Origin of the sequence: Streptomyces sp. NPDC001796 (genome assembly GCF_042892355.1) — a bacterium.
Lineage (GTDB): Bacteria > Actinomycetota > Actinomycetes > Streptomycetales > Streptomycetaceae > Streptomyces.
This window is the reverse complement of the sequence record NZ_JBIAUC010000020.1, coordinates 55,245-81,866: the sequence shown is the minus strand read 5'-3', so window position 1 is coordinate 81,866 and position 26,622 is coordinate 55,245. Positions and strand designations below refer to the sequence as shown.

Annotated in this window: 28 protein-coding genes and 1 pseudogene; 11 read left to right on the top strand and 18 right to left on the bottom strand. The window is 72.1% G+C overall.

The genetic code is table 11. From position 1 onward, the window contains the following. Positions 1 to 7: 7 nt before the first annotated feature. Positions 8 to 1,171, bottom strand: a complete 1,164-nt coding sequence (locus ACFYZE_RS29865; protein WP_389000684.1) for an exonuclease SbcCD subunit D — start codon at positions 1,169 to 1,171, stop codon at positions 8 to 10. A 114-nt stretch (positions 1,172 to 1,285) separates the two neighbouring features. Further along, the gene (locus tag ACFYZE_RS29860) at positions 1,286 to 1,912 is read right to left on the bottom strand and encodes a YigZ family protein (protein ID WP_389000681.1); all 627 of its coding nucleotides are present in this window, start codon (positions 1,910 to 1,912) and stop codon (positions 1,286 to 1,288) included. 349 nt (positions 1,913 to 2,261) lie between these two features. Here ACFYZE_RS29860 and ACFYZE_RS29855 point away from each other — a divergent pair, with 349 nt between their 5' ends. Further along, positions 2,262 to 4,253, top strand: coding sequence for an amino acid transporter (locus ACFYZE_RS29855; protein ID WP_389000678.1), 1,992 nt, complete (start codon positions 2,262 to 2,264; stop codon positions 4,251 to 4,253). A 7-nt stretch (positions 4,254 to 4,260) separates the two neighbouring features. Here the strand turns inward: ACFYZE_RS29855 and ACFYZE_RS29850 are convergent, their stop codons facing one another. Together ACFYZE_RS29850 and ACFYZE_RS29845 are read right to left on the bottom strand one after the other, a co-directional pair. Next, a complete protein-coding gene (locus tag ACFYZE_RS29850) occupies positions 4,261 to 4,806 on the bottom strand; it encodes a SixA phosphatase family protein (RefSeq protein ID WP_389000675.1) in 546 nt (181 codons plus the stop codon). Then, positions 4,803 to 5,486 (bottom strand): hypothetical protein, encoded by a 684-nt coding sequence (locus ACFYZE_RS29845; RefSeq protein WP_389000672.1) that lies wholly within the window; start codon positions 5,484 to 5,486, stop codon positions 4,803 to 4,805. The genes ACFYZE_RS29850 and ACFYZE_RS29845 overlap by 4 nt, the downstream gene beginning before the upstream one ends. Positions 5,487 to 5,653: 167 nt before the next feature. On the opposite strand from ACFYZE_RS29845, the gene ACFYZE_RS29840 reads away from it, so the two are divergent. Both ACFYZE_RS29840 and ACFYZE_RS29835 read left to right on the top strand, forming a co-directional pair. Further along, positions 5,654 to 6,061 carry a CoA-binding protein gene (locus tag ACFYZE_RS29840; protein WP_389000669.1) on the top strand — a complete coding sequence of 136 codons (408 nt, stop codon included), beginning with the start codon at positions 5,654 to 5,656 and terminating at the stop codon, positions 6,059 to 6,061. Positions 6,062 to 6,418: 357 nt separating this feature from the next. Next, entirely contained in the window at positions 6,419 to 6,601 is a 183-nt protein-coding gene (locus ACFYZE_RS29835; protein WP_389000667.1) for a hypothetical protein, read from the top strand. Between the two features lie 17 nt (positions 6,602 to 6,618). Here ACFYZE_RS29835 and ACFYZE_RS29830 read toward each other — a convergent pair whose 3' ends face one another. The 6 genes from ACFYZE_RS29830 to ACFYZE_RS29805 all read right to left on the bottom strand — a co-directional run bounded on the left by ACFYZE_RS29830 (position 6,619) and on the right by ACFYZE_RS29805 (position 11,252). Then, a complete protein-coding gene (locus ACFYZE_RS29830) occupies positions 6,619 to 7,479 on the bottom strand; it encodes an ABC transporter permease (RefSeq protein ID WP_389000664.1) in 861 nt (286 codons plus the stop codon). Next, complete coding sequence (locus tag ACFYZE_RS29825) at positions 7,439 to 8,293, bottom strand: ABC transporter ATP-binding protein (protein ID WP_389000662.1); 855 nt, start codon at positions 8,291 to 8,293, stop codon at positions 7,439 to 7,441. The genes ACFYZE_RS29830 and ACFYZE_RS29825 overlap by 41 nt, the downstream gene beginning before the upstream one ends. Next, positions 8,290 to 8,745: a MarR family winged helix-turn-helix transcriptional regulator gene (locus tag ACFYZE_RS29820; protein WP_389000660.1), complete on the bottom strand. Its 456-nt coding sequence runs from the start codon at positions 8,743 to 8,745 to the stop codon at positions 8,290 to 8,292. Before ACFYZE_RS29820 ends, ACFYZE_RS29825 begins: the two co-directional genes overlap by 4 nt. Before the next feature lie 83 nt (positions 8,746 to 8,828). After that, positions 8,829 to 9,839, bottom strand: coding sequence for a cation diffusion facilitator family transporter (locus ACFYZE_RS29815; RefSeq protein ID WP_389000658.1), 1,011 nt, complete (start codon positions 9,837 to 9,839; stop codon positions 8,829 to 8,831). 157 nt (positions 9,840 to 9,996) lie between these two features. Further along, complete coding sequence (locus ACFYZE_RS29810; RefSeq protein ID WP_389000655.1) at positions 9,997 to 10,548, bottom strand: DinB family protein; 552 nt, start codon at positions 10,546 to 10,548, stop codon at positions 9,997 to 9,999. A gap of 32 nt (positions 10,549 to 10,580) precedes the next feature. Then, positions 10,581 to 11,252 carry a TetR/AcrR family transcriptional regulator gene (locus ACFYZE_RS29805; protein WP_389000652.1) on the bottom strand — a complete coding sequence of 224 codons (672 nt, stop codon included), beginning with the start codon at positions 11,250 to 11,252 and terminating at the stop codon, positions 10,581 to 10,583. 150 nt (positions 11,253 to 11,402) lie between these two features. Here ACFYZE_RS29805 and ACFYZE_RS29800 point away from each other — a divergent pair, with 150 nt between their 5' ends. The 3 genes and pseudogenes from ACFYZE_RS29800 (at position 11,403) to ppk2 (ending at position 13,284) form a co-directional block, all read left to right on the top strand. Beyond that, on the top strand, positions 11,403 to 11,960 hold the full coding sequence (locus ACFYZE_RS29800; RefSeq protein WP_389000646.1) for an NAD(P)H-dependent oxidoreductase: 558 nt from the start codon (positions 11,403 to 11,405) through the stop codon (positions 11,958 to 11,960). Between the two features lie 195 nt (positions 11,961 to 12,155). Beyond that, a pseudogene (locus ACFYZE_RS29795) lies at positions 12,156 to 12,416 on the top strand (inorganic phosphate transporter); the annotation flags it as partial. A 4-nt stretch (positions 12,417 to 12,420) separates the two neighbouring features. After that, on the top strand, positions 12,421 to 13,284 hold the full coding sequence (gene ppk2, locus ACFYZE_RS29790) for a polyphosphate kinase 2 (RefSeq protein ID WP_389000803.1): 864 nt from the start codon (positions 12,421 to 12,423) through the stop codon (positions 13,282 to 13,284). Positions 13,285 to 13,293: 9 nt separating this feature from the next. Here ppk2 and ACFYZE_RS29785 read toward each other — a convergent pair whose 3' ends face one another. Then, positions 13,294 to 13,683, bottom strand: a complete 390-nt coding sequence (locus ACFYZE_RS29785; protein WP_389000643.1) for an ArsR/SmtB family transcription factor — start codon at positions 13,681 to 13,683, stop codon at positions 13,294 to 13,296. Between the two features lie 62 nt (positions 13,684 to 13,745). On the opposite strand from ACFYZE_RS29785, the gene ACFYZE_RS29780 reads away from it, so the two are divergent. After that, positions 13,746 to 14,921: a cation diffusion facilitator family transporter gene (locus ACFYZE_RS29780; protein ID WP_389000640.1), complete on the top strand. Its 1,176-nt coding sequence runs from the start codon at positions 13,746 to 13,748 to the stop codon at positions 14,919 to 14,921. 193 nt (positions 14,922 to 15,114) lie between these two features. On the opposite strand, the gene ACFYZE_RS29775 is transcribed toward ACFYZE_RS29780, so the two are convergent. Next, the gene (locus ACFYZE_RS29775; RefSeq protein ID WP_389000637.1) at positions 15,115 to 15,669 is read right to left on the bottom strand and encodes a YbaK/EbsC family protein; all 555 of its coding nucleotides are present in this window, start codon (positions 15,667 to 15,669) and stop codon (positions 15,115 to 15,117) included. A 43-nt stretch (positions 15,670 to 15,712) separates the two neighbouring features. Next, complete coding sequence (locus ACFYZE_RS29770) at positions 15,713 to 16,285, bottom strand: helix-turn-helix domain-containing protein (protein ID WP_389000634.1); 573 nt, start codon at positions 16,283 to 16,285, stop codon at positions 15,713 to 15,715. Positions 16,286 to 16,378: 93 nt separating this feature from the next. Here ACFYZE_RS29770 and ACFYZE_RS29765 point away from each other — a divergent pair, with 93 nt between their 5' ends. Then, entirely contained in the window at positions 16,379 to 17,236 is an 858-nt protein-coding gene (locus ACFYZE_RS29765) for an EamA family transporter (protein ID WP_389000631.1), read from the top strand. A gap of 2 nt (positions 17,237 to 17,238) precedes the next feature. Here the strand turns inward: ACFYZE_RS29765 and ACFYZE_RS29760 are convergent, their stop codons facing one another. Beyond that, positions 17,239 to 18,003: an acyltransferase gene (locus tag ACFYZE_RS29760; RefSeq protein ID WP_389000628.1), complete on the bottom strand. Its 765-nt coding sequence runs from the start codon at positions 18,001 to 18,003 to the stop codon at positions 17,239 to 17,241. A 106-nt stretch (positions 18,004 to 18,109) separates the two neighbouring features. Here ACFYZE_RS29760 and ACFYZE_RS29755 point away from each other — a divergent pair, with 106 nt between their 5' ends. Beyond that, complete coding sequence (locus ACFYZE_RS29755; RefSeq protein WP_389000625.1) at positions 18,110 to 18,643, top strand: gamma carbonic anhydrase family protein; 534 nt, start codon at positions 18,110 to 18,112, stop codon at positions 18,641 to 18,643. A gap of 3 nt (positions 18,644 to 18,646) precedes the next feature. Here ACFYZE_RS29755 and ACFYZE_RS29750 read toward each other — a convergent pair whose 3' ends face one another. The 3 genes from ACFYZE_RS29750 to ACFYZE_RS29740 all read right to left on the bottom strand — a co-directional run bounded on the left by ACFYZE_RS29750 (position 18,647) and on the right by ACFYZE_RS29740 (position 23,416). Then, positions 18,647 to 19,306: a DedA family protein gene (locus ACFYZE_RS29750; protein ID WP_389000622.1), complete on the bottom strand. Its 660-nt coding sequence runs from the start codon at positions 19,304 to 19,306 to the stop codon at positions 18,647 to 18,649. 85 nt (positions 19,307 to 19,391) lie between these two features. Continuing rightward, positions 19,392 to 20,945, bottom strand: a complete 1,554-nt coding sequence (locus ACFYZE_RS29745) for a carboxylesterase/lipase family protein (RefSeq protein WP_389000619.1) — start codon at positions 20,943 to 20,945, stop codon at positions 19,392 to 19,394. Next, the gene (locus ACFYZE_RS29740; RefSeq protein ID WP_389000616.1) at positions 20,942 to 23,416 is read right to left on the bottom strand and encodes a beta-glucosidase; all 2,475 of its coding nucleotides are present in this window, start codon (positions 23,414 to 23,416) and stop codon (positions 20,942 to 20,944) included. The genes ACFYZE_RS29745 and ACFYZE_RS29740 overlap by 4 nt, the downstream gene beginning before the upstream one ends. Before the next feature lie 580 nt (positions 23,417 to 23,996). Between ACFYZE_RS29740 and ACFYZE_RS29735 the strand changes: the two genes are divergently transcribed. Both ACFYZE_RS29735 and ACFYZE_RS29730 read left to right on the top strand, forming a co-directional pair. Continuing rightward, positions 23,997 to 24,398 carry a DUF485 domain-containing protein gene (locus tag ACFYZE_RS29735; RefSeq protein ID WP_389000613.1) on the top strand — a complete coding sequence of 134 codons (402 nt, stop codon included), beginning with the start codon at positions 23,997 to 23,999 and terminating at the stop codon, positions 24,396 to 24,398. Continuing rightward, complete coding sequence (locus ACFYZE_RS29730) at positions 24,392 to 26,002, top strand: cation acetate symporter (RefSeq protein ID WP_389000610.1); 1,611 nt, start codon at positions 24,392 to 24,394, stop codon at positions 26,000 to 26,002. Before ACFYZE_RS29735 ends, ACFYZE_RS29730 begins: the two co-directional genes overlap by 7 nt. A 101-nt stretch (positions 26,003 to 26,103) precedes the next feature. On the opposite strand, the gene ACFYZE_RS29725 is transcribed toward ACFYZE_RS29730, so the two are convergent. Continuing rightward, positions 26,104 to 26,541, bottom strand: a complete 438-nt coding sequence (locus ACFYZE_RS29725; protein WP_389000800.1) for a DUF4442 domain-containing protein — start codon at positions 26,539 to 26,541, stop codon at positions 26,104 to 26,106. Between the last annotated feature and the right edge of the window lie 81 nt (positions 26,542 to 26,622).

Genomic DNA, 26,622 nt, shown 5'->3' with positions numbered 1-26,622 from the left:
CGTGAGGTCACCGGGCGCCCTCCCGGACCGCCTGGTCGGCGCGCACCGCGTCGAACGCCTCCCGCAGCACGGCCCGTTCGCGCTCGTCGGGTCCCGTCCCGCGCACATGGGCCACGAAGTCCTCCGCGATCTGCTGGTCGGAGCGGCCCGCCAGCCTGCGCGCGTAGGACACGCCGGGATCCTCGGGGGCGCGCTCGGGGTCGAAGACGAGGCTGAGGGTGTGCGGGAAGCGCTCGGTGAGCCGGGCCATGGGCTCGGTGGGCCGCACCGGGTCGGTGAGCGTGGCCTCCACCCACGCCTCCGCGTGTCGCGCCAGCTCCGGGTCGGCGAGCAGGTCCTCCAGATGCCCGCGGAGCCTGGCGAGGGGCCGCGGCACCGGGCAGTCGACGCGCTCCGCCGCGACCGAGCCGTCGGCGCCGAGGTCGACGAGCCACATGCTCTTGCGGTGGCCGGCCTCCGAGAAGGAGTACGGCAGCGGGGAGCCCGAGTAGCGCACGCGCTCGGTGATGGTCTGGCTGCCGTGCAGATGGCCCAGTGCCACGTAGTCCACGCCGTCGAAGACGCCGGCCGGCACAGCGGCGACCCCGCCGACCGTGATGTCCCGCTCGCTGTCGCTGGGTTCGCCCCCGGTGACGAAGGCGTGGGCGAGGACGACGGAGCGGGTGCCCGGGGCGCGCGCGGCCAGGTCGGCGCGGACCCGGTCCATGGCGGCCGCGAGCACCGTCTCGTGGCCCGCCTTCTCGACTCCGAACTCGTCCTTGACCAGGGCCGGTTCGAGATACGGCAGGCCGTAGAACGCCACGTCCCCGTGCGCGTCGCTCAGCACGACCGGGGTTCCGCAGGCCGCGGGCTCGGTCCGCAGGTGGATGCCCGCGCGGCCGATGAGGCCGGCGCCGACGCCCAGGCGGCGCGCCGAGTCGTGGTTCCCGGAGATCATCACCGTGGGCACGCCGAGGTCGGCGAGGCGGTGCAGGGCGTCGTCGAACAGCTCGACCGCGGCGAGCGGCGGTACCGCCCGGTCGTACACGTCTCCCGACACCACGACCGCGTCCACACCGCGCTCGCGCACGGTGGTGACGAGGTGGGCGATGAACGCGGCCTGGGCGTCGAGCATGTTCACGCGGTGGAACGCCCGGCCCAGATGCCAGTCGGAAGTGTGCAACAGCCTCATGATCCCCGAGACTAACGGCCGGGTCCGACATCACGGGCGGTTACTCCCGTACCGGCCGCCCGGGACGGAAGCGGCCCGACGGCCCGACGGCCCGTCAGACGTCCGGTGCGTCCGTCAAGCGTCCCCGTACGCCTCTCCGCCCAGCTCCAACCGGGCCGTGCCCGCCGTCACATCGGCGAGCCACGCGCGGAACGCCTCGACATCGGCGTCCGGCAGCCCGACCTCGATGGTGACGTTCTCGCCGTAGCGCACGTCCCGTACCTCACGGCCGGTCGCGCGCAGGTCGTTCTGCACCTTGCCCGCGCGCTGGTGGTCGACCGTCACCGTGGCGAGCCGGAAGCGGCGGCGGGTGAGGGTGCCGAGCGCGTCCAGCGCCTCGCCGACCGCTCCTCCGTACGCCCTGATGAGCCCGCCCGCCCCCAGCTTCACGCCGCCGTAGTAGCGGGTGACGACGGCGACGACGTACCGCATGTCGCGGCGCAGCAGCATCTGGAGCATGGGGACGCCCGCGGTGCCGCCCGGTTCACCGTCGTCGCTCGCCTTCTGGATCGCGGCGTCGGCGCCGATGACGTACGCGTAGCAGTTGTGGGTGGCGTCGGCGTGCTCCTTGCGGACGCCCGCGATGAAGTCCTGCGCCTCCTCCTCGGTGGCGGCGGGGGCGAGCGCGCACAGGAAACGGGATCGGTTGACCTCGGTCTCGTGCACGCCCACGCGGGCGACTGTGCGGTACTCGTCCTGCATCACGCCAGCGTATGCGGCACCCGTCCGAGTTCCGCAGGCGGGCCTGTGCCTGCCGCCGACCGGCGCAACGCGCGCGTGGCGCCGGTCAGCGGCAGAGGAAACCCGCGCGCGCGTGGCGCTCGTCACGGCCGTCAGAAAGCCCCGCGCGCGTGGCGCTCGTCACGGCCGTCAGAAAGCCCCGCGCGCGTGGCGCTCGTCACCGGCGAACGCCCCACCCCGCGTGGCCGCCTCCCGGTCACCCGCCCGGGCGGCTCCCAGGCGTTCGCCCCCGGCATCCGGGCACACCACCCCGTAGTGGATACTCGCTCGTCGTTGTCCGACCGCCCGACGATCACAGGGAGAGCACCGCATGACCGGCACCCAGGTGGAGAGCCCGGACGCCGCCGAGCCCGGCCGTTCCCGGCCCTCCACCGCCGCGGCCCGCTGCCGGGCCTGGCTCCTGGACGGCCTGAGCGAGCGCGCGGCCCGCCACCCGGGCCCGCACGCCACCCGGGACGACGGTCACGAGGGCCACCCCTGGTGGCGGGTGATGTGCCTGACCGGCGTGGACTACTTCTCCACCCTCGGCTACCAGCCCGGGATCGCCGCGCTCGCGGCCGGGCTCCTGTCGCCGCTCGCCACGCTCGTGCTCATCGCGCTGACCCTGTTCGGCGCGCTCCCGGTGTACCGCCGGGTGGCCCACGAGAGCCCGCACGGCGAGGGCTCGATCGCCATGCTGGAGCGGCTGCTGCCGTGGTGGGCGGGGAAGCTCCTCGTCCTCGTGCTCCTCGGCTTCGCGGCCACCGACTTCCTGATCACGATGACGCTGTCGGCCGCGGACGCCGCCGCCCACGTCGTGGAGAACCCCTTCGCTCCGCACTGGATGGACGGCGGCAACACCTGGATCACCCTGCTCCTGGTCGCCGCGCTCGGCGCCGTGTTCCTCAAGGGCTTCAAGGAGGCCATCGGTATCGCGGTCACGCTCGTGGCCACGTATCTCGCGCTCAACGTCGTCGTCATCGCGGTCTCGGCCTGGGAGGTGCTCAGTCACCCGGTGCGGATCGGCGACTGGACGCACGCGATGACCGCCGAGCACTCCTCGCCGCTCGCGATGATCGCGGTGGCGCTGCTCGTCTTCCCGAAGCTGGCGCTCGGCATGTCCGGCTTCGAGACGGGCGTGGCGGTGATGCCGCAGGTCAAGGGCGACCCGACGGACACCTACGCGGATCCGGCCGGCCGGGTACGGGACACGCGCAAACTGCTCACCACGGCCGCCGTGATCATGAGCTGCCTGCTGCTGCTGTCCAGCCTGGCGACGACGATCCTGATCCCGCAGGACGCCTTCAAGAGCGGCGGCCCGGCCAACGGCCGCGCGCTCGCGTATCTCGCGCACGAGCACCTGGGCGGGGCCTTCGGCACGGTCTACGACATCTCGACCATCGCGATCCTGTGGTTCGCGGGAGCGTCCGCGATGGCCGGCCTGCTCAACCTGGTGCCGCGCTATCTGCCGCGCTACGGCATGGCCCCGGAGTGGACCCGCGCCGTCAGGCCCCTGGTGCTGGTCTTCATGGCGGCCGCGGTCCTCATCACGCTGTGGTTCCACGCGGACGTCGACGCCCAGAGCGGCGCGTATGCCACGGGGGTGCTCGTCCTGATGCTCTCCGCGGCGTTCGCCTCGACGGTCGCCGTGCACCGGCACGGCCACCGGGCCGCCGCACTCGGCTTCGGTACGATCACCGCCGTCCTCGCGTACACCCTGGTCACCAACGTGATCGAGCGCCCCGACGGCATCAAGATCGCGCTGATCTTCATCGTGGCGATCCTCGTCACCTCGTTCGCCTCGCGTGTGCACCGCGCCTTCGAACTGCGGGCGGCGACGGTCACCTTCGACGAGGCGGCCGCCCGGCTGATCGACGAGGCCGCGGCGAGCGGGCCGCTGTTGCTCATCGCCAACGAGCCGCAGGAGCACACCACCGGGGAGTACCGCGCCAAGGAGTCGAGCCAGCGGGAGCAGACGCACATCCCGGACGGGCGACCGGTGCTCTTCCTGGAGGTCTTCGTCACCGACTCCTCGGACTTCACCGCCGATCTGACCGTCCACGGCGACGAGAAGCACGGGGTGCGCCGGCTGCGCGTCCAGGGCGCGACCGTGCCCAACACCATCGCGGCGGTCCTGATGGAGCTGCGCGACCGCACCGGCCAGGTGCCGCACGCCTACTTCAACTGGACCGAGGGCGCCCCGTTCAGCCACCTGCTGCGTTTCCTGGTGTTCGGGGACGGCGAGGTGGCCCCGGTCACGCGGGAGGTGCTGCGCCGTGCGGAGCAGGACCCGGAGCGGCGCCCCCGGATCCACGTCGGCTGAGCCGGCCCTACTTCGGCTTCCTCCCGCGCGCCACGACCACGTCCGTGAGCAGCGCCGCGCCGGGTGCCAGCGCCTCCCAGGCGGGGCCGTGCCAGGCGAGGACGGCGACGGCCGCGGTGGGGAACTTGGTGCGGACCCGGTCGAGCGTGTCGTTCAGGCCGTCCCCGGCGAGTTCCAGCACCAGCTCGGCGAGCCCGGGGTTGTGCCCGATCAGCAGCAACGTCCGCACGGGGGCGGGCACTTCGTGCACGGCGCCCAGCAGATCGGGTACGTCGGCGGCGTACAGACGTCGCTGGAGCCGTACCGGCGGCGGTGTGCCCCACTGGGCCGAGGCCAGCTCCCAGGTCTGGCGGGCGCGGACCGCGGTCGAGCACAGGGCCAGGTCGGGCAGCAAGTCGGCCTCGGCGAGCGCGCGCCCGGCGGCCGGGGCGTCCCGGCGGCCGCGCGCCGCGAGCGGCCGTTCGTGGTCGGGGACGCCCTCGGGCCAGGCGGACTTGGCGTGCCGCAGCACGACGAGCCTGCGCAGCGGACCCTGCCCGGCCGGGGTGCTCATGTCCAGCTACCGATCTCGCGGGTGAGGTCGAGCCCGAGCAGCCGGTCGGCGTAGGCGTACGTCTCGAAGCGCGCCCCGTCCGGCACGTCGTCGGCGCTCTCCACGCACCGCAGGACGTCCAGGACGGCGGGGACATCGAGATCGTCCTCCCAGGCGGTGCGCAGCTCCTGCCGCACCTGCTCGGGGATCGGCTTGGAGGGGCGGGTCGCCCAGGCGGCGACGGCCTTGCGCCAGCGGAGCAGGGTGTCCCGCGCCTCGGTGAGGGTGGCCGTGTCGAGGTCGGCGGGCTGCCGCCGCGGTCGGGCGAGCAGGGCGAGGCGTAGCGCCGACGGCGGGGCGGCGGGGTCGGCGGGACCGGTCACAGGGGCCACCTCGACGCATACCCCGTCGGGCGCTGCGCCCGGCACTCCGACCACGTGCAGTACCTGTCCGATGCCCGGTGTGTCCGGTTCCGCGGGGCGGATGCCGAGGTCGTCGGCGCGTGCCCGGAGCGCGGCGGGTGGTGCGCCCACCGTGACGACGGGTGTTCCGCCGAGTTCCAGGGCCCTGGCCAGCACGTCGGCCAGCAGCAGCACCCGCAGCGCGGAGTCGTCGGCCCCGGCCGGGTGCGCGTGGACCCGGACCAGGCCCGGACGGACGTCGGTGGGCTCGCCGCTGCGGGCGTCGGTGATTCGGAGCACGAGGCGAGCGTAGGCGGGCGAGGCCCCCGGCGCAGCCGAGCGGACTGCGTTCCGGACGGACCGGCGTCCCGGCCGCTCCTCGGGAATCAGCGCCCAGCACCGGCTGTTGCCGCCCACAGCAGGCGGCGCGGGACTGCCGGGCCGCGGGACGTCGAAGGGAACCGGGCGTGTACGGCGACTCAGCAACGATCCGCAAGATCCTCACCGAGCTGGGCGACACCTGGGCGGTCGTGGGGCTGTCCACCAACCAGCGCCGGCCGGCCTACGGGGTCGCCGCCGTCCTGCAGCGCTTCGGCAAGCGCATCGTGCCGGTCCACCCCAAGGCCGAGACGGTCCACGGGGAGAAGGGCTACCCGTCGCTGGACGCGATCCCCTTCCCGGTCGACGTCGTCGACGTCTTCGTCAACTCCGACCTGGCGGGTCCGGTCGCCGACGAAGCGGTCGCGATCGGCGCCAGGGCGGTCTGGTTCCAGCTGGGCGTCGTCGACGAGCAGGCGTACGAGCGGACCCGCGGGGCCGGCCTGGAGATGGTCATGGACCGCTGCCCGGCCATCGAGATCCCCTCCCTGCGCTGAGGTCGCGACAGCCGGCCGGCGGGCCGAGGGGGCCGCGAGAGTGAACCGGCGCGCGCGTCACCCGCGTTCGGGCCGCCCTCTCCGATACCTTGATACGACGAAGTAACTGGTCGGGCGGCGGCGAGGAGTTCCGCCCCGCCTCCGCCGACGTCGACGAGACCGAACCGCTCAGGGTGCCGAGCCGCTCGACGTACGGGCCCCTCACCTTCGACCGGGACCGACGCACGGGCTGCAGCAGCCGGCGCCGCCGACCCTACACAAAGCACCACGGAGATCGATCGACCTGCCTTCGTCGAGGGGCTTCGCGCCCTGCCGGAGTCTCTCGGACGCAGCGGCTGGAAATGTCCGGGAGGCGCTATGTGGTCCGTACTGGAGCAGGTGGCCGTGGCCGCCCCTCAGCTCTTCGTCTACGCCGTCGGCCTCTTCGTCGCCATGATCCTTCTGGCGCTCGCCATCAGTCTGCGGCAGGCCGAGGCGTCGCAGCGCCCGGAGATCATCAGGGCGCTCGCGGATCTGATGGCGTTCTGGAAGAAGAGGTGAGCCGCCCCTCCCCCGCGTCAGCGGGCCAGACGTCCCAGCAGCGACGACGCCGACGTGATGCCCACGGCCGCCGCCACCAGCAGCACCAGGAAGTCGGTGAGCAGGTGGGAGGGCGTTCCGAGGAGCAGGCCGCGCAAGGCGTCGACCTGGTAGCTCAGGGGGTTCACCTTGCTGATGGCCTGGAGCCAGCCGGGCATGACGTGCACCGGGTAGAGGGCGTTGGAGCCGAAGAACAGCGGCATCGTGATCGCCTGGCCGATGCCCATGAGGCGGTCCCGGGTCAGGACGATGCCCGCGATCGTCATGGACAGGCAGGAGAAGAAGGCCGAGCCGAGGACGACGGCCGCCGCGACACCCAGCAGCCGCAGCGGGTTCCAGGTCAGCGCGACCCCGAGCAGCGCCGCGATCAGGACCACCACGACCGCCTGGACCAGCGCCTTCACCCCGGCGGCGAAGGCCTTTCCGGCGATCAGCGCGGCCCGTGGGGTCGGAGTGACCAGCAGCTTGGTGAGGATCCCGGAGTCCCGCTCCCAGATGATCATGATGCCGTAGAAGATCGCGATGAACATCGCGGACTGGGCGATGATCCCGGGCGCGAGGTAGTCGAGGTAGGGGATGCCCCCGGTGGGGATCGCCCTGATCCGGGTGAACGTCTCCCCGAAGATCAGCAGCCACAGCGCCGGCTGGACCGCCCGGGTGTACAGCTCGGTGCGGTCGTGGCGCAGCTTCTGCAGCTCGACGGCGCACATGGCGACGACCCGGGCGGGCAGTACCTTCCAGCCGGTACGGGCCCGTGGCGGGGCCACCAGCAGGTCGAGGTCCGCCGGGTGGGCGCGGTCAGCCGACGCGGGACGCGGTGCGGCGGGTGCTTCGGACATCGCGGAAGTCTCCTGACTGGTCGTCGAGTCCGCTGCCGGCGACGTCGCGGAAGACGTCCTCCAGCGTCGGCAGCGGGCCTTCGGTGCCGAGCCGCTGCGCGAGGCCGCTCCGCAGCTCCACGGGGGTGCCGAGCGCGCGAACACGGCCGCGGTGCATCAGGGCGACGCGGTCGCAGTACTGGTCGGCCTCGTCCATGTAGTGGGTGGTGACGAGGACGGTCATGCCGGTGGCGGCGCGTACGGCGTTGATGTGCTCCCACACGTTGGTCCGGGCGATGGGGTCGAGGCCGATGGTGGGCTCGTCGAGGATCAGCAACCGCGGCGCGCTGACCAGCGCCTGGGCGAGTTCCAGCCGGCGGACCATGCCGCCGGAGTACGTCTTCGCGAGCCGGTCGGCCGCGGCGGTCAGGTCGACGGCGGCGAGGGCCTGGTCCACGCGGCGGGCCCGCTCGCTGCGGGAGACGTCGAAGACACGGGCGAACAGGGCCACGTTCTCCCGGCCGGTGAGCCCGGCGTCGGCGGAGAGCTGCTGCGGTACGTAGCCCAGCAGGCGCCGCACGGCCATGCGCTCGCGCGTCGCGTCGCGGCCGAAGACGCGCACCATGCCCGCCGGGACGGGGAGGAGCGTGGTCATGCAGCGGATGGCGGTGGTCTTGCCCGCTCCGTTGGGACCGAGCAGTCCGAAGACCTCGCCGTCACGGACGGAGAGGTCGAGTCCGTCGACCGCGTTGGTCTCTCCGAAGGAGTAACGCAGTCCGGCACAGGTGACGGCGTCGACTGCCGGAGCGTTGCCGTCCGTCGCGTTCAGCGTCATGTCTCCTCGGCCTCCTCGTGCAGGTTCTCCGCCAGCTTGCGCAGGGCCGGAAGGGCCGCCTCGAGCGCCTTGCGGTCCTCCTCGTCGAGGCGGGCCACCTGGCCGCGTACGAGTGCCGCGCGGCGCTCGCGCCAGTCGTGCAGCCGTGCCCTGGCCGCGCCGGTGGGCAGCAGGCGCGCGGCCCGCCGGTCGGCCGGGTCCGTCTCACGGATCAGGTAGCCGTCGCGGACCAGGTGCTTGACGAGCGTGGAGACCGAGTTGCCCGCCAGGTAGAGCTCCTTGGCTGCGTCCGACACCCCGACGCCCGGCCGTTCCACCACCAGGCGCAGCAGTTCCACCTCGGCTCCGCGCAGCGGCGGCGCGGCCATCCCGCCGCGCACGCGGCGGCGGATCAGCCGCTGCACTCCGATCAGCGCGGCCACCAGGTCGTCGGCGAGCCTGTCCGGTTCCACACTGATGATATTAGCTCTGCTTCAGAGGTATTCGGGGAAAGAGACGGTCAAGGAGCGTCAAGAACGGTCGAACGCGGTCGCCGTCAGTGGCGGTGAGGTTCCTCGCGGTGCACAGGACCGTGCGGGGCGTCACAGTGCGCGGCCTCGTCCGCGGTGCTCCGGTCGCCGGGCAGGGCCACCTGCAGGACCTGTTCGGGGGCGTGGTCGACCTGGAGGGTGGTGTGGGTGATGCGGTAGTCGTGGCGCAGCACCTCCTCCAGGTCACGGCGCACGGCGTGGCAGTCACCGCCCGGTTCGACCAGGACGTGCGCGGACAGCGCGGCCTGGCCCGAGGTGATCTGCCAGACGTGCAGGTCGTGCACCTCGACGACGTCCGGCCTGGCGACGAGCCGGTCGCCCAGCGCGTCCGGGTCGACGTCGACGGGCGCGGCCTCCAGGAAGATGCGGCCGGAGTCGCGCAGCAGCCCGTACGCGGCCTTCACCATCAGTGCGACGACCACCAGCGTGGCGATCGGGTCGGCACGTTCGAAGCCGGTCAGGACGACGACGAGCGCGGCGATCGCGGTGCCGATGAAGGCGAACAGGTCGTTCAGCACATGCTGATAGGCGCCCTCGACGTTCAGTGAGGTGCGGTTGGCCTTCGAGATGCAGAAGGTCGCGGCGACGTTCACGACGATCCCGGTGAGCGCGGTGGCCAGCATGAGGCCGCCTTCCACCTGGGGCGGGGAGATCAGGCGCCGTACGGCCTCGTACGCCAGCCAGGCGCCCAGCAGGAGCAGGGTCAGGCCGTTCGCCTGGGCGGAGAGGATCTCCGCGCGTTTGAGGCCGTAGGTGAAGCCGCCGCGGGCCGGGCGGGCGGCCAGCCGCATCGCGACGAGGGCGAGCACGATGGACGCGGCGTCGGTGAGCATGTGGGCCGCGTCGGAGATCAGCGCCAGGGACGCTGCGACGATGCCGACGGCCACCTCGGCCGCCATGAACACGGCGATCAGGCCGAGCGCGAGGCCCAGCCAGCGGCGGTCGGCGTCCGCCGACACACCGTGGGAGTGCCCGGAATGGTCCCCCGCGCCGTGCTCATGACCGTGACCGCTCATGTGGTCCGCCTTCCCCCTCGCAATCGGGTGTCCCGACCGCAGTGAAACCCATGGCACCGCCCCGGGGCAAAGGCTGCACCGGTGACCGTTGTCATGTCCGATAATAAGCCGCTGACCTGCGCAAACGTTACGGCGCCAAGGGACGGGCCAAGTGGTGTCACATCCCGATCGCCCCGTCGATGCGCTCGCGGAGGAGGTCCGCGTGGCCGTTGTGGCGGGCGTACTCCTCGACCATGTGGAGGAGTACCCAGCGCAGCGACACGGTGCCGCGCCAGGAGTCGTGCCCCTCGATGTCCAGGTGGGGCGCGGCGGCGACGAAGGCGTCGGCGAAGGCGGTCTCCGCACGCCAGGCCTCCCAGGCCAGGGTCACGACCTTCGGGTCCGGGACGGCGCCGGTGAAGTCACCGTCGGGTTCGGAGGGCGAGGAGAACAGGGGCGGGGCGTCCTGACCGGCCAGGACCCGACGGAACCAGCGGCGTTCGACGTCGGCCAGGTGTCGCACCAGGCCGAGCAGCGAGAGAGCGGACGGCGCGACCGAGCGCTGCGACAACTCGCTGTCCAGACCGGAGCACTTGAGCTCCAGTGTGGCGCGCTGGCCGGCGAGGAAATCGACGAGGAGGGTGCGTTCGTCGCCGGTGGCGGGGCCGAGCACCCGGGGATCGCGGTCGGCGGGGACGAACATCTCGGCTCTTCTGCTCATGGTCGTCATGGCCACCATGATGGGACGTTGCACGGCGCGGGTCAGCCCGTACATCGGCCGGTACATCGGCCCGTGTACCGGTCCACCAGGTCGCACCAGCCGGCCTCGACCCGCTCCGGGGACATCCCGCGGCGGGTCAGCAGGTGGTCGACGAGCGTCGTCTCCAGATAGCCGAGCAACGTGTGCGCGACGAGCTCGGTGTCGCCGTCCGCCCGTGCCTCGCGCAGCAGCATGCACACGTGGACCAGCCGGAGCTGGTACGGGGGAGTCGCGCGCCGGCGGGTCGGGTCCATATGGGCGGCGAGATACAGGTCACGGTTGGCGTGCTCGTGGCGAATGACGGCCGCACCGAACGCACGCAGCCTCTCCCGGGCGGGGGCGCCCGGGCCGAGCGGCGGCGGTCCTGAGAGGAAGGCGGCCTGGAGCTTCTCCTCGTGGTGGCTGAGCAGCTCCACCATCAGGCCCATGCGATCGCCGAACCGCCGGAAGACGGTGCCCTTGCCGACACCCGCGCCACAGGCGATGTCCTCCATGGTCACGTTCGCGATGCCGCGCTCCGCGGCCAGGCGGGCCGCGACCTCCAGCAGACGCGTGCGGTTGCGCGCGGCGTCGGCGCGCAGCCGGGCCGTCTCGCCGGTGGGCATGAGGGCGAGGTCGGTCGGCGTGTCGACGTCGGCCGGCGACGGCAGAAGGGGCGGGAGCGGCTCGGTCATGAGACCCAGACTAGCGCCGAGGGAAGACAATCGGACCCCGGTCCGCTTATGGTGGATGAGAAGTGGACCGCGGTCCGGTTGAAGTGGTACAACATTCAACGGACTTCCCCGGTCCGCTTCTACTGATCGCACCTCTCCGGGAGTTTTGCCATGTCTGTACGTATCCTCGCTCTGGTCGGCAGCCTTCGTGCCGGATCCCACAACCGTCAGCTCGCCGAGGCCGCCGCGAAGCACGCCCCCGAGGGCGTCGAGGTGGTGCTGCACGAGGGCCTGGGCCAGGTGCCCTTCTACAACGAGGACATCGACGTCGAGGGCACCGTCCCCGAGGCCGCGACCGCGCTGCGCAGCGCCGCCGCCCAGGCCGACGCGCTGCTGCTCTTCTCGCCCGAGTACAACGGCACCATCCCCGCCGTCCTGAAGAACGCGATCGACTGGCTGTCCCGTCCGTACGGTGCCGGCGCCCTGACCGGCAAGCCGGTCGCCGTCGTGGGCACCGCCTTCGGCCAGTACGGCGGCGTGTGGGCGCAGGACGAGACCCGCAAGGCCGTGGGCATCGCCGGCGCCCACGTCGTCGAGGACGCCAAGCTGTCCATCCCCGGCTCCGTGACCCGCTTCGCCGAGACCCACCCGGCGGACGACGCCGAGGTCGTCGAGGGCCTGACCAAGGTCGTCGAGCAGCTCTCCCAGGCGCAGCCGGTCGCCGCCTGATCTCCCGCGCTCCGGGCCGCACACCGGCCCGCGCACGGTGACACGGCCGTGGGCCAGGACCGAGTAGGTCCTGGCCCACAGTTGTGCAGGGGCCTGTTGCGAGCTGTGCGGATCTGTTGGTTCGCCCATCAGACGCATGCTCCTGCTTTGCCTGGACGTCGCCGGGCGTACGCCTTCGGTTGCTTGCATCGAGGAATGGACCACATCACGTTCCTTGTGGCCGTCGTCATCGTCACGGCATTGGCCTTCGACTTCACGAACGGATTCCATGACACCGCCAACGCGATGGCCACCTCCATCGCCACAGGCGCCCTCAAACCACGAACAGCGGTCCTGATCAGCGGCGTCCTGAACGTCGTCGGCGCCTTCCTGTCCACCGAGGTCGCCAAGACGATCTCCGGCGGCATCGTGGACGACACCCTCGTGAGCCCGGGCATGATCTTCGCCGGGCTGGTGCGGCCTGCGGGTCGACTACACCGACCACGACGACCCCGTGCTGATCCGGCCGGACGGCAGCCCGGTGGAGACCTGGCGGGAGAACTACCCGTACGACCACCGGATGGAGCGCAAGGAGTACGAGTGGCACAAGCGGCTCCAGCAGATCGAACTGCTGAAGCTGCAGAGCTGGATCAAGGAGACCGGGCGTCGACTCGTCATCGTCTTCGAGGGACGTGACGCGGCCGGCAAGGGCGGCACGATCAAGCGCTTCACCGAGCACCTGAACCCGCGCGGCGCCCGGGTGGTGGCCCTGGAGAAGCCGACCGAGCGCGAGCGCGGGCAGTGGTACTTCCAGCGGTACGTCCAGCACCTGCCCACCGCGGGCGAGATCGTGCTGTTCGACCGGTCCTGGTACAACCGGGCGGGGGTGGAGCGCGTGATGGGCTTCTGCACGGACGACGAGTACCGCCGCTTCATGCGGCAGGCCCCGCTGTTCGAGCGGATGCTCGTGGACGACGGCGTGGACCTGGTGAAGTTCTGGTTCTCGGTCTCCCAGAGCGAGCAGCGGACCCGCTTCACGATCCGTCAGGTCGACCCGGTGCGGCAGTGGAAGCTGAGCCCGATGGACCTGGCCTCACTGGACCGCTGGGACGAGTACACCGCGGCCAAGGTCGCCATGTTCCGCGAGACGGACACCGACCACGCGCCGTGGACCGTGGTGAAGAGCAACGACAAGAAGCGGGCCCGAGTCGAGGCGATGCGCAGCGTGCTCGCCCGCTTCGACTACACCGACAAGGACCGGGAGGTCGTCGGCATCCCCGATCCCCGCATCGTGGGCGCGGCGGCCAACCTGCTGGAGGCCGGCGAGGACGACACCGGCCGCTGATCCGGCGGCTCAGTCGTGCGCCGGGCTGTCGGTGAGCCGGTGGTCGGCCAGGCTGAGCGCCTCGTCCACGACCCGGCGCAGATGGCCGTCGCGCAGTGAGTAGATCACGCGGCGGCCTTCCTTGCGGGTGTCGACCAGGCCGGCCAGGCGAAGCCGCGCCAGGTGCTGGCTGACGGCGGGCCGGGCCGCGCCGCACGCCTCCGTGAGCGTCGAGACGTCGGCCTCGCCGCCGCTCAGGGCGTGCAGCAGGGCGAGGCGGGTGCGGTCGCCCAGCAGCGCCAGCAGTTCGGCCGCCAGCGCGAACTGCTCCTCCCCCGGCGTGCGGGTATGGCCGCCGTCCGTGCCGTCCATGCGCGGCTGCGCATTCTGCGCAGATGATAGGTGCATGCGTGCGCTCATACGCACATAATGGCTCCCTGGACGGGTACCCGTCCACTGCCGCACGGCGGAAGGGGCCTGGGATGAGAGACGAGCACGCGGGGCGCGAACAGGCGGGGCACGAGCACACCGGGGACCGGCACACGGCGCACCAGCACGGCGCAGACGGACACGTCCGACATGAGCACGGCCGGGTGCATACGCACAGCCGCCACACCCATCCCCACGACCACCCGCATCCGCACTCCCACGGGCACCGCCAGAAGCCCGCGCACGGCCCGCTCTCCCGCCTGCGTCACCTCCTCACCCCCCACTCCCACGAGACCGCCGACAAGCTCGATGCGGCGCTGGAGTCCTCAACGCGCGGCCTGCGGGCGCTGTGGGCCTCGCTGGCCGTGCTCGGGGCCACGGCGCTGGCGCAGGCGGTGGTGGTCGTGCTGTCCGGTTCCGTGGCCCTGCTCGGCGACACCGTGCACAACGCGGCCGACGCGCTGACCGCCGTACCGCTCGGCATCGCGTTCGTCCTCGGCCGGCGTGCGGCCACGCGCCGCTTCACCTACGGGTACGGCCGCGCGGAGGATCTCGCCGGGATCGTGGTCGTGCTGACGATCGCCGCCTCCGCCGCCTTCGCCGCCTGGACGGCGGTGGAGCGACTGCTGGACCCGCGGCCCGTGCAGCACGTCCCGGTCGTCGCCGTCGCGGCCGTCATCGGTTTCGCGGGCAACGAGTGGGTCGCCCGTCACCGCATCCGGGTGGGCCGCGCCATCGGCTCGGCCGCGCTGGTCGCGGACGGACTCCACGCGCGTACGGACGGCTTCACCTCGCTGGCGGTTCTGGTGGGCGCGGGCGGGGCGGCGCTCGGGTGGCAGCTCGCCGACCCGGTGGTGGGGCTGGCGATCACGGCCGCGATCGCGCTGGTGCTGCGGGACGCGGCGCGCGAGGTCTTCCGTCGGGTGCTGGACGCCGTCGACCCGGCCCTGGTGGACCGGGCGGAGCGGGCGGTCGCTCAGGTGCCGGGCGTGCGTGCGGTGGGCGAGCTGCGGCTGCGCTGGATCGGGCACCGGCTGCGCGCCGAGGTGGCGGTCGTGGTCGACGGCGAGGTGAGCGTACGGCGGGCGCACGCCATCGCGGTCGAGGCCGAACACGCCCTGCTGCACGCGGTACCGAGGCTCACGGCCGCCCTGGTGCATGCGGACCCGGCGCCCGCCCCGGGCGAGGCGGACCCGCACCTGGCCCTGGCCCACCACGCCCGGAGTTGACCGCAGCGCCTCTGAGGGGTCCTTGCACTGGGCCCGCCCGGGTGGCTCGGCCCGGCACCGCACCTCGCCGCGTTGTCGCGTCACCCGCGTACGCCCAGTACGCGGGCGCCCCTCCGCCTCGCGACGCACGGCACCAGACCACGCGACCTCATCGGGCGCTCACAGTGCGAGGACCCCTAGGACGCCGAGACCCTCAGACGCCCAGGCCCTCCAGCACCACCGCGTTCGGCAGTTCCGCGAACGCCTTGCCCGGCACCAGCAGCTTGCCGCGGCGCCGGCCGCTGCCCACCAGGACGTACGGCAGGTCGACGACCCTGGAGTCGACCAACACCGGCCAGCCGTCCGGCAGTCCGATCGGGGTGACGCCGCCGTACTCCATGCCGGTCTCCCCCGTCGCCACCTCCATGGGCGCGAACGAGGCCTTCCGGGCGCCGAGCTGGCGCCGGACCGCACCGTTGACGTCGACCCGGGTGGCCGACAGGACCACACAGGCGGCCAGCGTCGTGTCGCCGCCGCGCTTGCCCGCGACCACGACGCAGTTGGCGGACCGATCGAGCAGTTCCTTGCCGTAGTGCTCCAGGAAGGTCGCCGTGTCGGCCCAGTCGGGCTCGGTGTCGACGTACACGATCTGCTCGGCGGGCACGCTGCCGCTCCATTGGCGCAGGGCGCCGGCGACGGGGGCGGTGAGTTCCTCGAGGCAGTCGGGGGCCGGGACGGCGTGGTCGAAGTCTCCGATGGGTGCGCGCATGACGGCACGCTAACAGCCGCGCTCCCCCCGGCCCGCCGGCGTCTCAGCGCACGGGCGGCACCGAGACCGCCATCACCATCTCCATCGGGACGCCACCGTCGTTGGCGTACGTGTGCGGGGTGCTGGCCTCGAAGGAGGCGCTGGCGCCGGTGGGAACGCGGTGCTCGACGCCGTCGACGGTGAGGGTCAGCTCGCCGGCGGTGACGTGGACGAGTTCGACCGTGCCGACGGGGTGCGGGTCCGAGGGACTGCGGTCCCCGGGCATCAGCCGCCAGTCCCACATCTCCAGCGGGCCGGGCGCCTCGGTGCCGGCGAGGAGGCGGTTGTAGCTGCCGGCGTCGGTGTGCCACAGGCGCACGGCCTGCTCGGCGGGGACGATGCGGACCTTGGGGCCCTGCTCGTAGTCGAGCAGCGTGGTGACGCTGACGCCGAGGGCGTCGCCGATCTTGACGACCGTGCCGATGCTCGGGTTGGTGCGGGCCTGCTCGATCTGGATGAGCATGCCGCGGCTGACTCCGGCGCGGGCGGCCAGCGCATCCAGGGTGAAACCCCGCTCGGTGCGCCACCGCTTGACGTTGCGCGCCAGGGACTGGGTCAGCAGGTCGAGGTCCGACACATTCCGTCCAATATTGTGTATGACAGAGTTGACTCGATTGAACTAGGGTGGGGTGCACCCGATCGTTCACTGAACTGTACTGCGAGGCGGTCCATGACAGCATTCTTCGCCCTGGCCACCAGCCTTCTGTGGGGCCTGGCCGACTTCGGCGGCGGACTGCTGACCCGGCGCATGCCGGCGCTGAGCGTGGTCGTCGTCTCCCAGACGATCGCCGCGGCCGTGCTGGGCGCGATCGTGGTGGCCACGGGAGGCTGGAGCGAGGCGGGGCCACGGCTGTGGTTCGCGCTCGCGGCGGGCCTGATCGGCCCGGTAGCGCTGCTCTCCTTCTACCAGGCGCTCGCCCTCGGCCCGATGGGCGTGGTCTCCCCGCTGGCCACCCTGAGCGTGGCGGTCCCCGTCGGCGTCGGGCTGTTCCTGGGCGAACGGCCCGGGCTGGTGCAGGTGGCGGGCATCCTGGTCGCCGTCGCCGGCGTCGCGCTCGCGGGCGGCCCCCAGCTCAGGGGCGCCCCGGTGCAGCGCAAGGCGATCCTGCTGACACTCGTGGCCGCGCTCGGCTTCGGCACGGTGTTCGCGCTGATCGCGGAGGCGTCGACCACGGTCACCGGACTGTTCCTGGCGCTCTTCGTGCAGCGCGCCGCGAACGTCGCCGGAGGCGGAGCCGCCCTGTACGTCGCCCTGCGCAGGGGCGCCCCGGCGCTTCCTGCCGAGGGCCTCCCCTGGCGTTCCCTGCCCACGCTCGCCTTCGTCGGTCTGGCCGACGTGGCGGCCAACGGCACCTACGCGATCGCCGCCCAGCACGGCCCGGTCACCGTGGCGGCGGTGCTCGCCTCCCTCTACCCGGTGGTCACGGCGCTCGCCGCGCGCGGCTTCCTCAGCGAACGGCTGCGCGCCGTGCAGGCGGCGGGCGCGGGCCTGGCCCTGGTGGGCACGGTGCTGCTCGCCACCGGCTGACTTCAGGATTCCGCCTCCAGCTCGGCGAGCCGGGCGACGTCCTCCTCGTCCAGTTCGGCCAGCGCCAGCAGCTGGTCCGGCGTGACGCCGTCCGGGATCGGGACCGGGGCCGGGGTCCTCAGCGGCGGCTGCCAGCCGGCCTCGGGCGTCCAGCGCCTTACGACCCGTGCCGGGGCCCCCGCCACCACCGCGTGGTCCGGTACGGCACCCCGTACCACCGCTCCCGCCGCCACCACCACGTTCCGCCCGATCCGCGCCCCCGGCAGGATCACCGCGCCGGTGCCGATCCAGCAGCCCGGCCCGATCTCCACCGGGTCCATCCGGGGCCACTGCTTGCCGATCGGTTCATGGGGGTCGTCGTAGGAGTGGTTGGTGGAGGTCACGTAGACGTACGGCCCGAAGTAGCAGTCGCTGCCGATCGTGACCGAGGTGTCGGCGATGACATGGCTGCCCCGGCCGAGGACCACACCGTCTCCGATGCGCAGGATCGGGTCCGGGCCGAGGTCGAGGTCGGGCATCAGCCCCGCGGTCAGCGTGACCTGCTCGCCGATGATGCAGTGGGCGCCGAGGTGGATCCAGGGCTCGCCGAAGACCGTCCCCAGCGGGAAGGCGAGTCTGGTACCTGTTCCCATGGCGCCGAAGCGGAAGCGCCCGGGGTGCTCCGCGGTCACCGACCCCCTGCGCTGCACCCAGGCCCAGCCCGCGTGGACGGCGCGCTGCGCGAGGCCACGGCGCCATGATGAGAACGTGTTCCTGCTCCTGAGCACCCGCTTACCGTAATCGGCCGGGCCTGGGCCCGGGCGTCCGGGCGCCTGTGATCTTCGCCCCACCGATGGCGTACGGTGCCGGTGTACCGACCACGAGGAGACGGCCATGACGCAGAGGGCGCTGATAACGGGGATCGGCGGAAGGGATCCCAAGGTGGATCAGGAGGCGTTCGTGTCCCCCACGTCGGTGGTGATCGGGGACGTGACGCTGCACGCGGGGGCGAGCGTCTGGTACGGCGCGGTACTGCGCGGCGACGTCGAGCGGATCAGCGTCGGCGCGAGCAGCAACGTCCAGGACAACTGCACGCTGCACGCCGACCCGGGCTTCCCGGTCACCATCGGCGAAAGGGTCTCCGTCGGGCACAACGCGGTCGTCCACGGCGCGACCGTGGAGGACGACTGCCTGATCGGCATGGGCGCCACCGTCCTCAACGGCGCGGTGATCGGCGCGGGCTCCCTGGTCGCCGCCCAGGCCCTGGTCCCGCAGGGCATGCGGGTGCCCCCGGGCTCACTGGTGGCCGGCGTCCCCGCGAAGGTCAAGCGGGAGCTGACGGCCGAGGAGCGGGAGGTCATCACGCTGAACGGCACGATGTACGCGGACCTGGCGCGGGCGCACCGCGAGGTGCACGAGGAGAAGTGAGGCTCACTCGGAGGCCGGTACGGTCTCCGGTTCCGGCTCCTGCTCACCGGCCGCCGCCCTGCTCGCCTTGCCGGCCTTGCGCTTCACGATCAGCATCGAGGCGAGGCCGATCAGGGCCGCCGCCACCAGCCCGAGGTAGGAGAACTTCTTCAGCCAGGACTCTGCGACGACACCCACGTAGTAGATGACCGCGGTGGTGCCGCCCGCCCAGACGACGCCCCCCAGGAAGTTCGCGATCAGGAACTTCCAGTACGGCATCCTGAGCACCCCGGCGAGCGGCCCGGCGAAGATCCGCAGCAGGGCGACGAAACGGCCGAAGAAGACCGCCCACATGCCCCACTTCTCGAAGGACCGCTCGGCGGTCGCGACATGGCCCTCGCCGAAGTGCTTGGGGAACTTCTTCCCGAGCCAGGCCAGCAGTGGCCGCCCGCCCTTGCGGCCGATCGCGTAGCCGATCGAGTCGCCGACGACGGCGCCGGCGCTCGCGCAGGCCCCGAGGACCACCGGGTTGATGTCGCTGTGCTGGGAGGACAGCAGGGCCGCCGACACCAGGACGATCTCGCCCGGCAGCGGGATGCCCAGGCTCTCCAGACCGATGACCAGCGCCACCACGGCGTAGACGGCGGCCGCTGGGACCGTGTCGAGCCACTCCTGGACGTGCACCGCCGGTTCCTCCCCGATTCGCGGCCCTGCCTTCATGGCGTGCGCGGGCCCGGCCGGCACCACGCACGCCATGAAGCCTACCGGCTCAGCCGGACCCACCGCCGTCCCAGAGATCGCACTGGTGGTCGCGCCCGACGGCGGCGCTCAGGGTGTTCCCGCCCTCGGAGCCCGTCTTCAGGGAGAGGACGAGCCCCGGCCGGCCGGGCATGGCGGGCTGCCCCGCGGCGCGCGGCACCCCGTCCCGGACGAACGAGCCCCAGTACTGGACCATCTGCCGCGCCAACGCCCTCTGCTCCGCGTTCAGCGGTGACTCCAGGCCGAAGTGCTTGAAGAGGTACTGCACCTCGTTCACATGGGTCGCGCCGAAGTCGAAGTCGGTGTGCAGGTCGCGCAACGAGGCGAACGGCGGTGAGGTGCGGTCGGCGAACTCATACGAGTAGACGGGTCCGCGCCCGGCGAGCACGCCGTCCAGCCGCAGCGCAGGGCAGGCGAAGAGCGTGTCACCGAGGGCGGTGGCGTATGCGATCGTCGGGGAGGCGTAGGCCGGCAGCGGGTAGCGCCGCAGGGCGCGGTCACCGAAGGCTGAGCGCATGACCTGCGGGTACTGCTCGGCGGTGAGCGGATTGCCGGTCAGGTCGAACGAGGAGAAGGCGAAGAGCCGCCCCTCGTCCGTGTTCGCCCCGTTGAGGACCGGCACCCGGGCGGCGGCTCCCTGAGCGAAGGCCGTGGCGGGCTGCACGGGCAGGAAGGCGCCACCGGCCACCGGACCCCAGTCGAAGCCTGCCTGGGCGGCGAGGATCTCCGCGGCGGACTTGCCGCGCAGGCACGCCAGGGTGCCGCATCCGAGCTTCTCGGCGAAGGCGGCCCCCTGTGCCACGGCCGTGTCGTGCGTACGGGCCGCGCAGTCGCCGTAGGCGCCGCTCTCGATGATGCCCGCCCGGAACAGTCCCTTCGCCGTCGGCGAGGCCAACTGCGTGCAGACCGAACGTCCGCCGGCCGACTCGCCCGCGATCGTGACACGGGCCGGATCGCCGCCGAAGCGGCCGATGTCGGCGCGCACCCAGCGCAGCGCGGCCTGCTGGTCGAGCATGCCGAAGTTGCCGGAGACGCCGTCGCGGGCCTCCTTGTCGAGCCCCGCCGTGGCGAGGAAGCCCATCGCGCCGAGCCGGTAGTTGATCGTGACGACGACCGTGCCGGTCTGCCGGGCGAAGGCGTCGGGCACGATGTCCTGGCCCGCGCCCGCGGTCAGTCCGCCGCCGTGGAACCAGACCATGACCGGGCGGCGCCCGGACCCCTCGGGGACGTACACGTTGAGGTCGAGGCAGTCCTCGGTGTAGGTCGGTTCGTCGTACCCGGGATCCCAGCTGGAGCCCTGCGCACACCTGTCGCCGAAGTCCCGAGCGGTGCGCACTCCGTGCCAGGGTTCGACCGGCCGCGGAGCCTTCCAGCGGAGGTCGCCGACGGGCGGCTGGGCGTAGGGGATGCCGAGGAACTGCCGTCCCTCGGCGGTGGTCTGGCCGCGCACCCAGCCCGCGGTCGTGCGGACGACGGGGTCGTCGTGCGGGGCGGCCCGGGCGGGAAGGGGTACGGCGAACGCCGCGGCGAGGGCGGCCAGGCCGATGACCAGACGTCGTATCACCGCGCCACCTCCACCGTCGTGCGCAGCCGCAGGTCCCGTGAGGAGGCGCCCGCCCAGACGGTGCGTCGGCCGGTGCCCAGCGCCCAGCGGTGGTGTGCGGCGTCCCAGGAGGACAGCGTGCGGTCGGCCACCCGGACGGTGACCCGTCGGCGCTCCCCCGCCCGCAGCGCGAGGCGCCGGTAGCCGCCGAGCACGCGGACCGCCTGGTCGAGCCGGAGGTCCGGCGAGGCCCCGACGTAGACCTGCGCGACCTCGATCCCGTCGCGCCGCCCGGTGTTGCGGACCGTGAAGCTCACGTCCAGGCCGCCGGGGGTTCTGCGGACCCTCAGGTCGCCGTAGGAGAACGTGGTGTACGACAGTCCGTACCCGAAAGGGAACAGCGGGCGTACGCCCGTTGCGTCGTACCAGCGGTAGCCGACGTGGATGCCCTCCGTGTACTCCTCGGTGCCGTTCACTCCGGGGTAGCGGCGCGGGTCGTCGGCGACCGGGTGGTGGTGGTCGTCGACCGGGAAGGTCTGGGTGAGCCGGCCGCCGGGGTCGACGTCGCCGAAGAGGACCGCTGCGGTGGCGGTGGCGCCCTCCTGGCCCGGGTAGTACATCTGCAGGACGGCGGCGGTGTGCCGGAGCCACGGCATCGACGTCGACGACGAGGTGTTGAGGACGACGACCGTGCGCGGGTTCACCGCCGCGACCGCCTGGATCAGTGCGGCCTGGTGGCCCGGCAGGGCGAGGGTCGAGCGGTCCATGCCCTCGGTGGCGTCCTCGTAGGCGAACAGCACCGCGGTGTGCGCCGTGCGCGCCGCACGGACCGCCTCGGCGACGTCCTGCGCGCGGGTCGCGCCCGTGATGCGGCGCAGCCGGAAGAGCTGACCCGCGTCGCCGCCCTTGGCGGTGATCTCCAGCTTGTGGGCGCCCTCGGCGAGGTCGAGCGTCTTGCGGCGGACGGCGAGGCCGTCGGGCGCGGTGGACACCAGACCGCCCGAGAAGTACTCGCCGAAGCCGGGCAGCACCGGGAACAGCTCCACCCCGTCGAGGCGGACGGTGGGGCGGGTGGCGCCCGAGTAGTGGATGACGAAGGTCCACTCGTCGGGGTCCTCGACGGTGAGGGTGCCGCTGTACGTCCAGGTCCGCCCGGCGGTGACCCGCTGCCCCTCGGGGTCGAAGCCCGGCGTGAGCGAGCTCGCCGGGATGGCCTTGCCGTAGAGGTCCTCGCCGAGCGCGTACGTCACCCGCGTACCGCGGCCCGCGCGTGCCCTGATGGCGTCCAGGGGACTGTCGGCGTGGTCGGGGACGACGTGGGCGCTGCCGCCGCCGCTGACGAAGGGGAGGGAGCCGGTGGGGCCGATGACGGCGATGCTTCCGCCGGTGAGGGGAAGGGTGCGGCGTTCGTTGCGGAGCAGGGTCGCGCCTGCCTTGGCGACCTCCAGGGCGACCTCGGCTCCCGCCCCGGCGTCGCGGTCGGGGCGGGGTGGGATGCTGCCGTCGAGCAGCCCGAAGCGGTCCATCACGGAGAGGATGCGGCGCACGGAGCGGTCCACGCAGCGCTCGGGCACGCTGCCGTCTCGGACGGCGGTCTTCAGGGCCGCGCCGAAGTAGGTGTCGTCCGGCATCTCCATGTCGAGGCCCGCGGTGATCGCGGCGACCGTGCTGTGGGCGGCGAACCAGTCGGTCATCACCCAGCCGTCGAAGTTCCACTCGTCGCGCAGGATGTCGGTGAGCAGGGTCTTGTTCTCGCAGGCGAACGTGCCGTTGACCTTGTTGTAGGCGCCCATGACCGCGCCGGCGCCCGCCGCGATCGCCGCCTCGAAACCGCGCAGTTCCACCTCGCGCAGGGTCTGTTCGTCGACCCGTACGTCGATGGACATGCGGTCCTGCTCCTGGTTGTTCATCGCGAAGTGCTTGACCGTCGCTATCAGGCCCTCGTCCTGGATGCCCTTGATCTCGGCGGCGACCAGGTCCGAGGCGAGCAGCGGGTCCTCGCTGAGCGTCTCGAAGTTGCGTCCCGCGTAGGGGGTGCGGATGGTGTTGACCATCGGGGACAGCAGCACGTCCTGGCCGAGGGCGCGGCCCTCGCGGCCGACGACCTGGCCGTAGCGTCGGGCGAGGTCCGGATCGAAGGCGGAGGCGAGCAGGACGGGCGCGGGCAGGGCGGTGGCGTGCCGGGTGACGCGGACGCCTGCGGGTCCGTCGGTGAGGCGGAGAGGCGGGATGTTCAGGCGCGGTACGCCGGGGACGTATCCGGCCTGGCCGAGCGACTTCGGGTCGGTGGTGCCGTGCAGGAGGAAAATCTTCTCGTCGAGGGTCAGCCGGGCGACGAGCGCCTCGACGCGCGGGCCGGCACCGGGAGCGGATCTCTCCTCGGCCAGGGCGGGCGCGGGGGCGAAGGAACCGGTCGTGGTGGCCGCCGCGGCGACTGCGATGGATCCGCCGAGCAGGCGCAGGGCGGACCGCCGGGTGGGGGCGTGGGACATGGGCCGTCACTCCTTTTGTGCACGGGCACGTCGTTGTGGACCGCATGTACACGTGTCAACGGCGGCGCGTTCGCCGCTTGAACGCTCCAGCAGGACAAGGGTCTTGAGCCGCCGTCAGCAGCCACGGGTACGGCGTGGAAAACTATGTCCGGCGGTGACTCGTGTCAATGAAGTGAACAAGAACTCCCGCGTCCGCCGACAAGAACCGAAGCCACGCGCCCCGGCGAGGGTGGTCATCGGGTAGGTCGCCGAGCGTCCCGCGTGACGCGTTCGATCCGCCGGGAATGCGGAATCGAGTCTGTTCAAATATCCACGTCGCGCAGGCAGTTGATAGGTCAATGGCCCCGCTGCGATACTCCGCATCCGGCCCGTCACCACCCCGGACAGGGCCGCCCCGACCTTGCCGTGAATCCGAGGACCGAGGGCGCCACAAACCCCCCACAAAGTCCGCACACAAGTCCGACTTCGATACCCCCAGAGTTCTCGATGGGCCATTCCTCCGGGGCCGACCCATCCCTGGTTACCCCTCTGGCCTGCTCCGAAGACGGCAGCGCGGCACACGCAGCGAAGAAGGTGCGTCATGAACGGATATCCACCGCCACCCGCCGACTGGTCTCCTCCGGCAGCGGATTCCACGAGAGTTCCGTCCCTGTACGAGCATCCCGATTTCCAGTCGATACGCGGCGCGTTCCGCACCTTCCCAGCCGTCACCGTGACGCTTGTCGTGGGCGGTTTTCTGCTCTACGTGTTGTTGTCGAGTTTCGCACCGCGCGTGATGAACCAGCCTCTGGCCGGCCATCTCACGGTGGGGCTGGCGCTGGGCCTCGCCCAGTTCGCCGTGATGGCCCTCGCGGTGTGGCGCCACACCGTGCACATGCGCCGGCGCGTAGACCCGGCGGTGCGCCGGTTGCGCACCGAGCTGGAGCGCGCCGAAGCCCGTCGGGCGAGCGCCCCGCAGCCCAGGGGGTTCGGCGCGTGGTGACGGTCTCCGCGAGCGTCGTGAACCGGTTCAGCCTGCAACTGACGTTCGTCCTCTTCCTGTCCGTCGTCGTGGTGACCCTTTTCACGGCGCTGCTGACGGCTCCTCAGCGCGACGAGATCAGCGAGTTCTACCTCGGCAACCGGAACATGTCGCCGCTGCGCAACGGCCTGGCGATGTGCGGCGACTACCTGTCGGCGGCGACCCTCCTCGGCAGTACGGGCCTGGTCGCGCTCACCGGTTACGACGGACTGCTGTACCTGGGCGGGACCACGGTCGCCTGGATGGCGGTGCTTCTGGTCATCGCCGAACCCCTGCACAACTCCGGCAGGTTCACCCTGGGCGACACCCTGGCGCTGCGCCTGCCCCGTCTCCAGCGGCCCGTGCGCCTGGCCCTCGCCATCTGCACGCTGGTCATCACCACCCTCTACCTGGTCGCCCAACTCGTCGGCAGCGTGGCCCTGCTGACCCAGTTCGTGGGCGCGCCGAGCCAGGCCGTGCGCACCCTGTGCGTGATCGCCATCGGCACCATCGTCATCGTCTACGCCGCTCTCGGCGGCATGCCCGGTGCGACCTTCATCCAGGTCGTCAAGGCCGTGATGCTGGTGTCCGGCGTGGCGATCATGGCGGTCCTGGTGCTGACCCGCTTCCACTGGAACGTCGACGCGCTGCTGTCGGCCGCCGCCCGGGGCAGCGGCCTCGGGCAGCGCTTCCTGGAGTCCGGGCTGCGCTACGGCGCCGGGACCATCAGCAAGCTCGACTTCTTCAGTCTTGAGCTGGCCATCGTGCTGGGTCTTGCCGCGCTCCCCCATGTGGTGATGCGCCTGCTCGCTCCCCGCACCAACCGTGTGCTGCGCACCTCGGTCGTCTGGGCCATGGGGCTCGTCGGCTTCGTCTGCCTCGCCGCCGGCATCCTCGGCCTGGGCGCGACCGCGATCCTGGGACGGGACAACATCGCGAAGATCGACCCCAGGGGGGATGCGACCGTCCTGCTGCTCGCCCAGTCCCTCGGCGGCGGCCTGCTCACCGCACTGATCTCCTGCCTGGCCTTCGTGACCCTGCTCGCGGTCGCGGCCGGACTCACTCTGGCCGCCGCGTCCTCGCTCGCCCACGACCTCTACGGCGAGGTCATCCGCAAGGGGCGGGCGACCCAGACCGAGGAGCTGGGCGTGGCGCGGATGGCGGCGGCCGTCATCGGCGTCCTCGGCATGCTGCTGGCCCTGCTGCCGTGGGAGATCAGCACGGCCAGTCTGGCCTTCCTCGCCTTCGCCATCGCGGCGTCGGCGATCCTGCCGGCCCTGGTCTACAGCCTGTTCTGGCGCCGCTTCTCCGCGCACGGGGCGCTGCTCAGCCTGTACGGCGGGCTGGCCTGCTCGGTGCTCCTGGTGGTGTTCTCCCCGGTGCTCTCCGGCTCTCCCACATCGGTGTATCCACATATCGACTTCGCCTGGTTCCCGCTGCAGAACCCGGGCCTCGTCTCGATCCCGGCGGGCTTCCTGCTGGGGTGGCTGGGGAGCGTGCTGCGACCGCAGCGGGAGCCGTCGGAGTACGAGGAGTTCCAGATCCGCACGCTGGTGGGCACGGCGGCTCGCGCGGCCCGGGACTGATCGCTCCCCCATCGTCCCGGCGCCGCCCGCCGCGAAAGGGCCCCGGCCGGGGCAGACGCGCCCGGTCGGGGCCCTTCGCCGTACGGCGGCCCGTGGTGGCGTCAGCCGTTGGGGCGCAGGGTCCAGACGACCGTCATCTCGCCGGTGACGGCGCCGTCTTCGCGCTGGATGGCGATGGAGACGGGGAACTCGGGGCGCCGGCCGGCGTCCAGCTCGGCGACGACCTCGACGGCGGGGCGCCCGAGCGTGGCGGTCGCGGTGACCGGGCCCATCGCCAGCTTCTTGTAGGCGATCTCGGCGCTGACGGCGAGCGGTACGGCCCGCGACAGCTGCTCCCCGAACGCGGCCAGTACGATCGCGCCACTCGCCGACTCGCCGAGCGTGAACATCGCTCCGGCGTGCGGACCGCCGACGTGGTTGTGGAAGTCGCCCTGGTCCGGCAGGGCCACCACGGCCTTCTCCGGCGTGGTCTCGAGGAACTCCAGGTTGAGGGTCCTGGCCATCGGCACCGTGGCGGCGAGCATCTCGCCGATCGACATCTGGTCTGCGCTCATGAGCCACACGTTACCCGTCAGTAGCTATGGCTGGAAGGGGGGCTGCTCCGTGCATTTGCCAGACGC

Excerpts from the sequence above, each read along its gene's own strand:
- ACFYZE_RS29815 (WP_389000658.1), bottom strand. The coding sequence starts at position 9,839 with ATGAGCGGTCACGGTCATGAGCACGGCGCGGGGGACCATTCCGGGCAC.
- ACFYZE_RS29860 (WP_389000681.1), bottom strand. The coding sequence starts at position 1,912 with ATGCAGGACGAGTACCGCACAGTCGCCCGCGTGGGCGTGCACGAGACC.
- ACFYZE_RS29755 (WP_389000625.1), top strand. The coding sequence starts at position 18,110 with ATGACGCAGAGGGCGCTGATAACGGGGATCGGCGGAAGGGATCCCAAG.
- ACFYZE_RS29835 (WP_389000667.1), top strand. The coding sequence starts at position 6,419 with ATGTGGTCCGTACTGGAGCAGGTGGCCGTGGCCGCCCCTCAGCTCTTC.
- ACFYZE_RS29805 (WP_389000652.1), bottom strand. The coding sequence starts at position 11,252 with ATGACCGAGCCGCTCCCGCCCCTTCTGCCGTCGCCGGCCGACGTCGAC.
- ACFYZE_RS29775 (WP_389000637.1), bottom strand. The coding sequence starts at position 15,669 with ATGCGCGCACCCATCGGAGACTTCGACCACGCCGTCCCGGCCCCCGAC.
- ACFYZE_RS29865 (WP_389000684.1), bottom strand. The coding sequence starts at position 1,171 with ATGAGGCTGTTGCACACTTCCGACTGGCATCTGGGCCGGGCGTTCCAC.
- ACFYZE_RS29735 (WP_389000613.1), top strand. The coding sequence starts at position 23,997 with ATGAACGGATATCCACCGCCACCCGCCGACTGGTCTCCTCCGGCAGCG.
- ACFYZE_RS29765 (WP_389000631.1), top strand. The coding sequence starts at position 16,379 with ATGACAGCATTCTTCGCCCTGGCCACCAGCCTTCTGTGGGGCCTGGCC.
- ACFYZE_RS29780 (WP_389000640.1), top strand. The coding sequence starts at position 13,746 with ATGAGAGACGAGCACGCGGGGCGCGAACAGGCGGGGCACGAGCACACC.
- ACFYZE_RS29810 (WP_389000655.1), bottom strand. The coding sequence starts at position 10,548 with ATGACGACCATGAGCAGAAGAGCCGAGATGTTCGTCCCCGCCGACCGC.
- ACFYZE_RS29855 (WP_389000678.1), top strand. The coding sequence starts at position 2,262 with ATGACCGGCACCCAGGTGGAGAGCCCGGACGCCGCCGAGCCCGGCCGT.
- ACFYZE_RS29850 (WP_389000675.1), bottom strand. The coding sequence starts at position 4,806 with ATGAGCACCCCGGCCGGGCAGGGTCCGCTGCGCAGGCTCGTCGTGCTG.
- ACFYZE_RS29800 (WP_389000646.1), top strand. The coding sequence starts at position 11,403 with ATGTCTGTACGTATCCTCGCTCTGGTCGGCAGCCTTCGTGCCGGATCC.
- ACFYZE_RS29830 (WP_389000664.1), bottom strand. The coding sequence starts at position 7,479 with ATGTCCGAAGCACCCGCCGCACCGCGTCCCGCGTCGGCTGACCGCGCC.
- ACFYZE_RS29785 (WP_389000643.1), bottom strand. The coding sequence starts at position 13,683 with ATGAGCGCACGCATGCACCTATCATCTGCGCAGAATGCGCAGCCGCGC.
- ACFYZE_RS29725 (WP_389000800.1), bottom strand. The coding sequence starts at position 26,541 with ATGTCGATCGGCGAGATGCTCGCCGCCACGGTGCCGATGGCCAGGACC.
- ACFYZE_RS29740 (WP_389000616.1), bottom strand. The coding sequence starts at position 23,416 with ATGTCCCACGCCCCCACCCGGCGGTCCGCCCTGCGCCTGCTCGGCGGA.
- ACFYZE_RS29825 (WP_389000662.1), bottom strand. The coding sequence starts at position 8,293 with ATGACGCTGAACGCGACGGACGGCAACGCTCCGGCAGTCGACGCCGTC.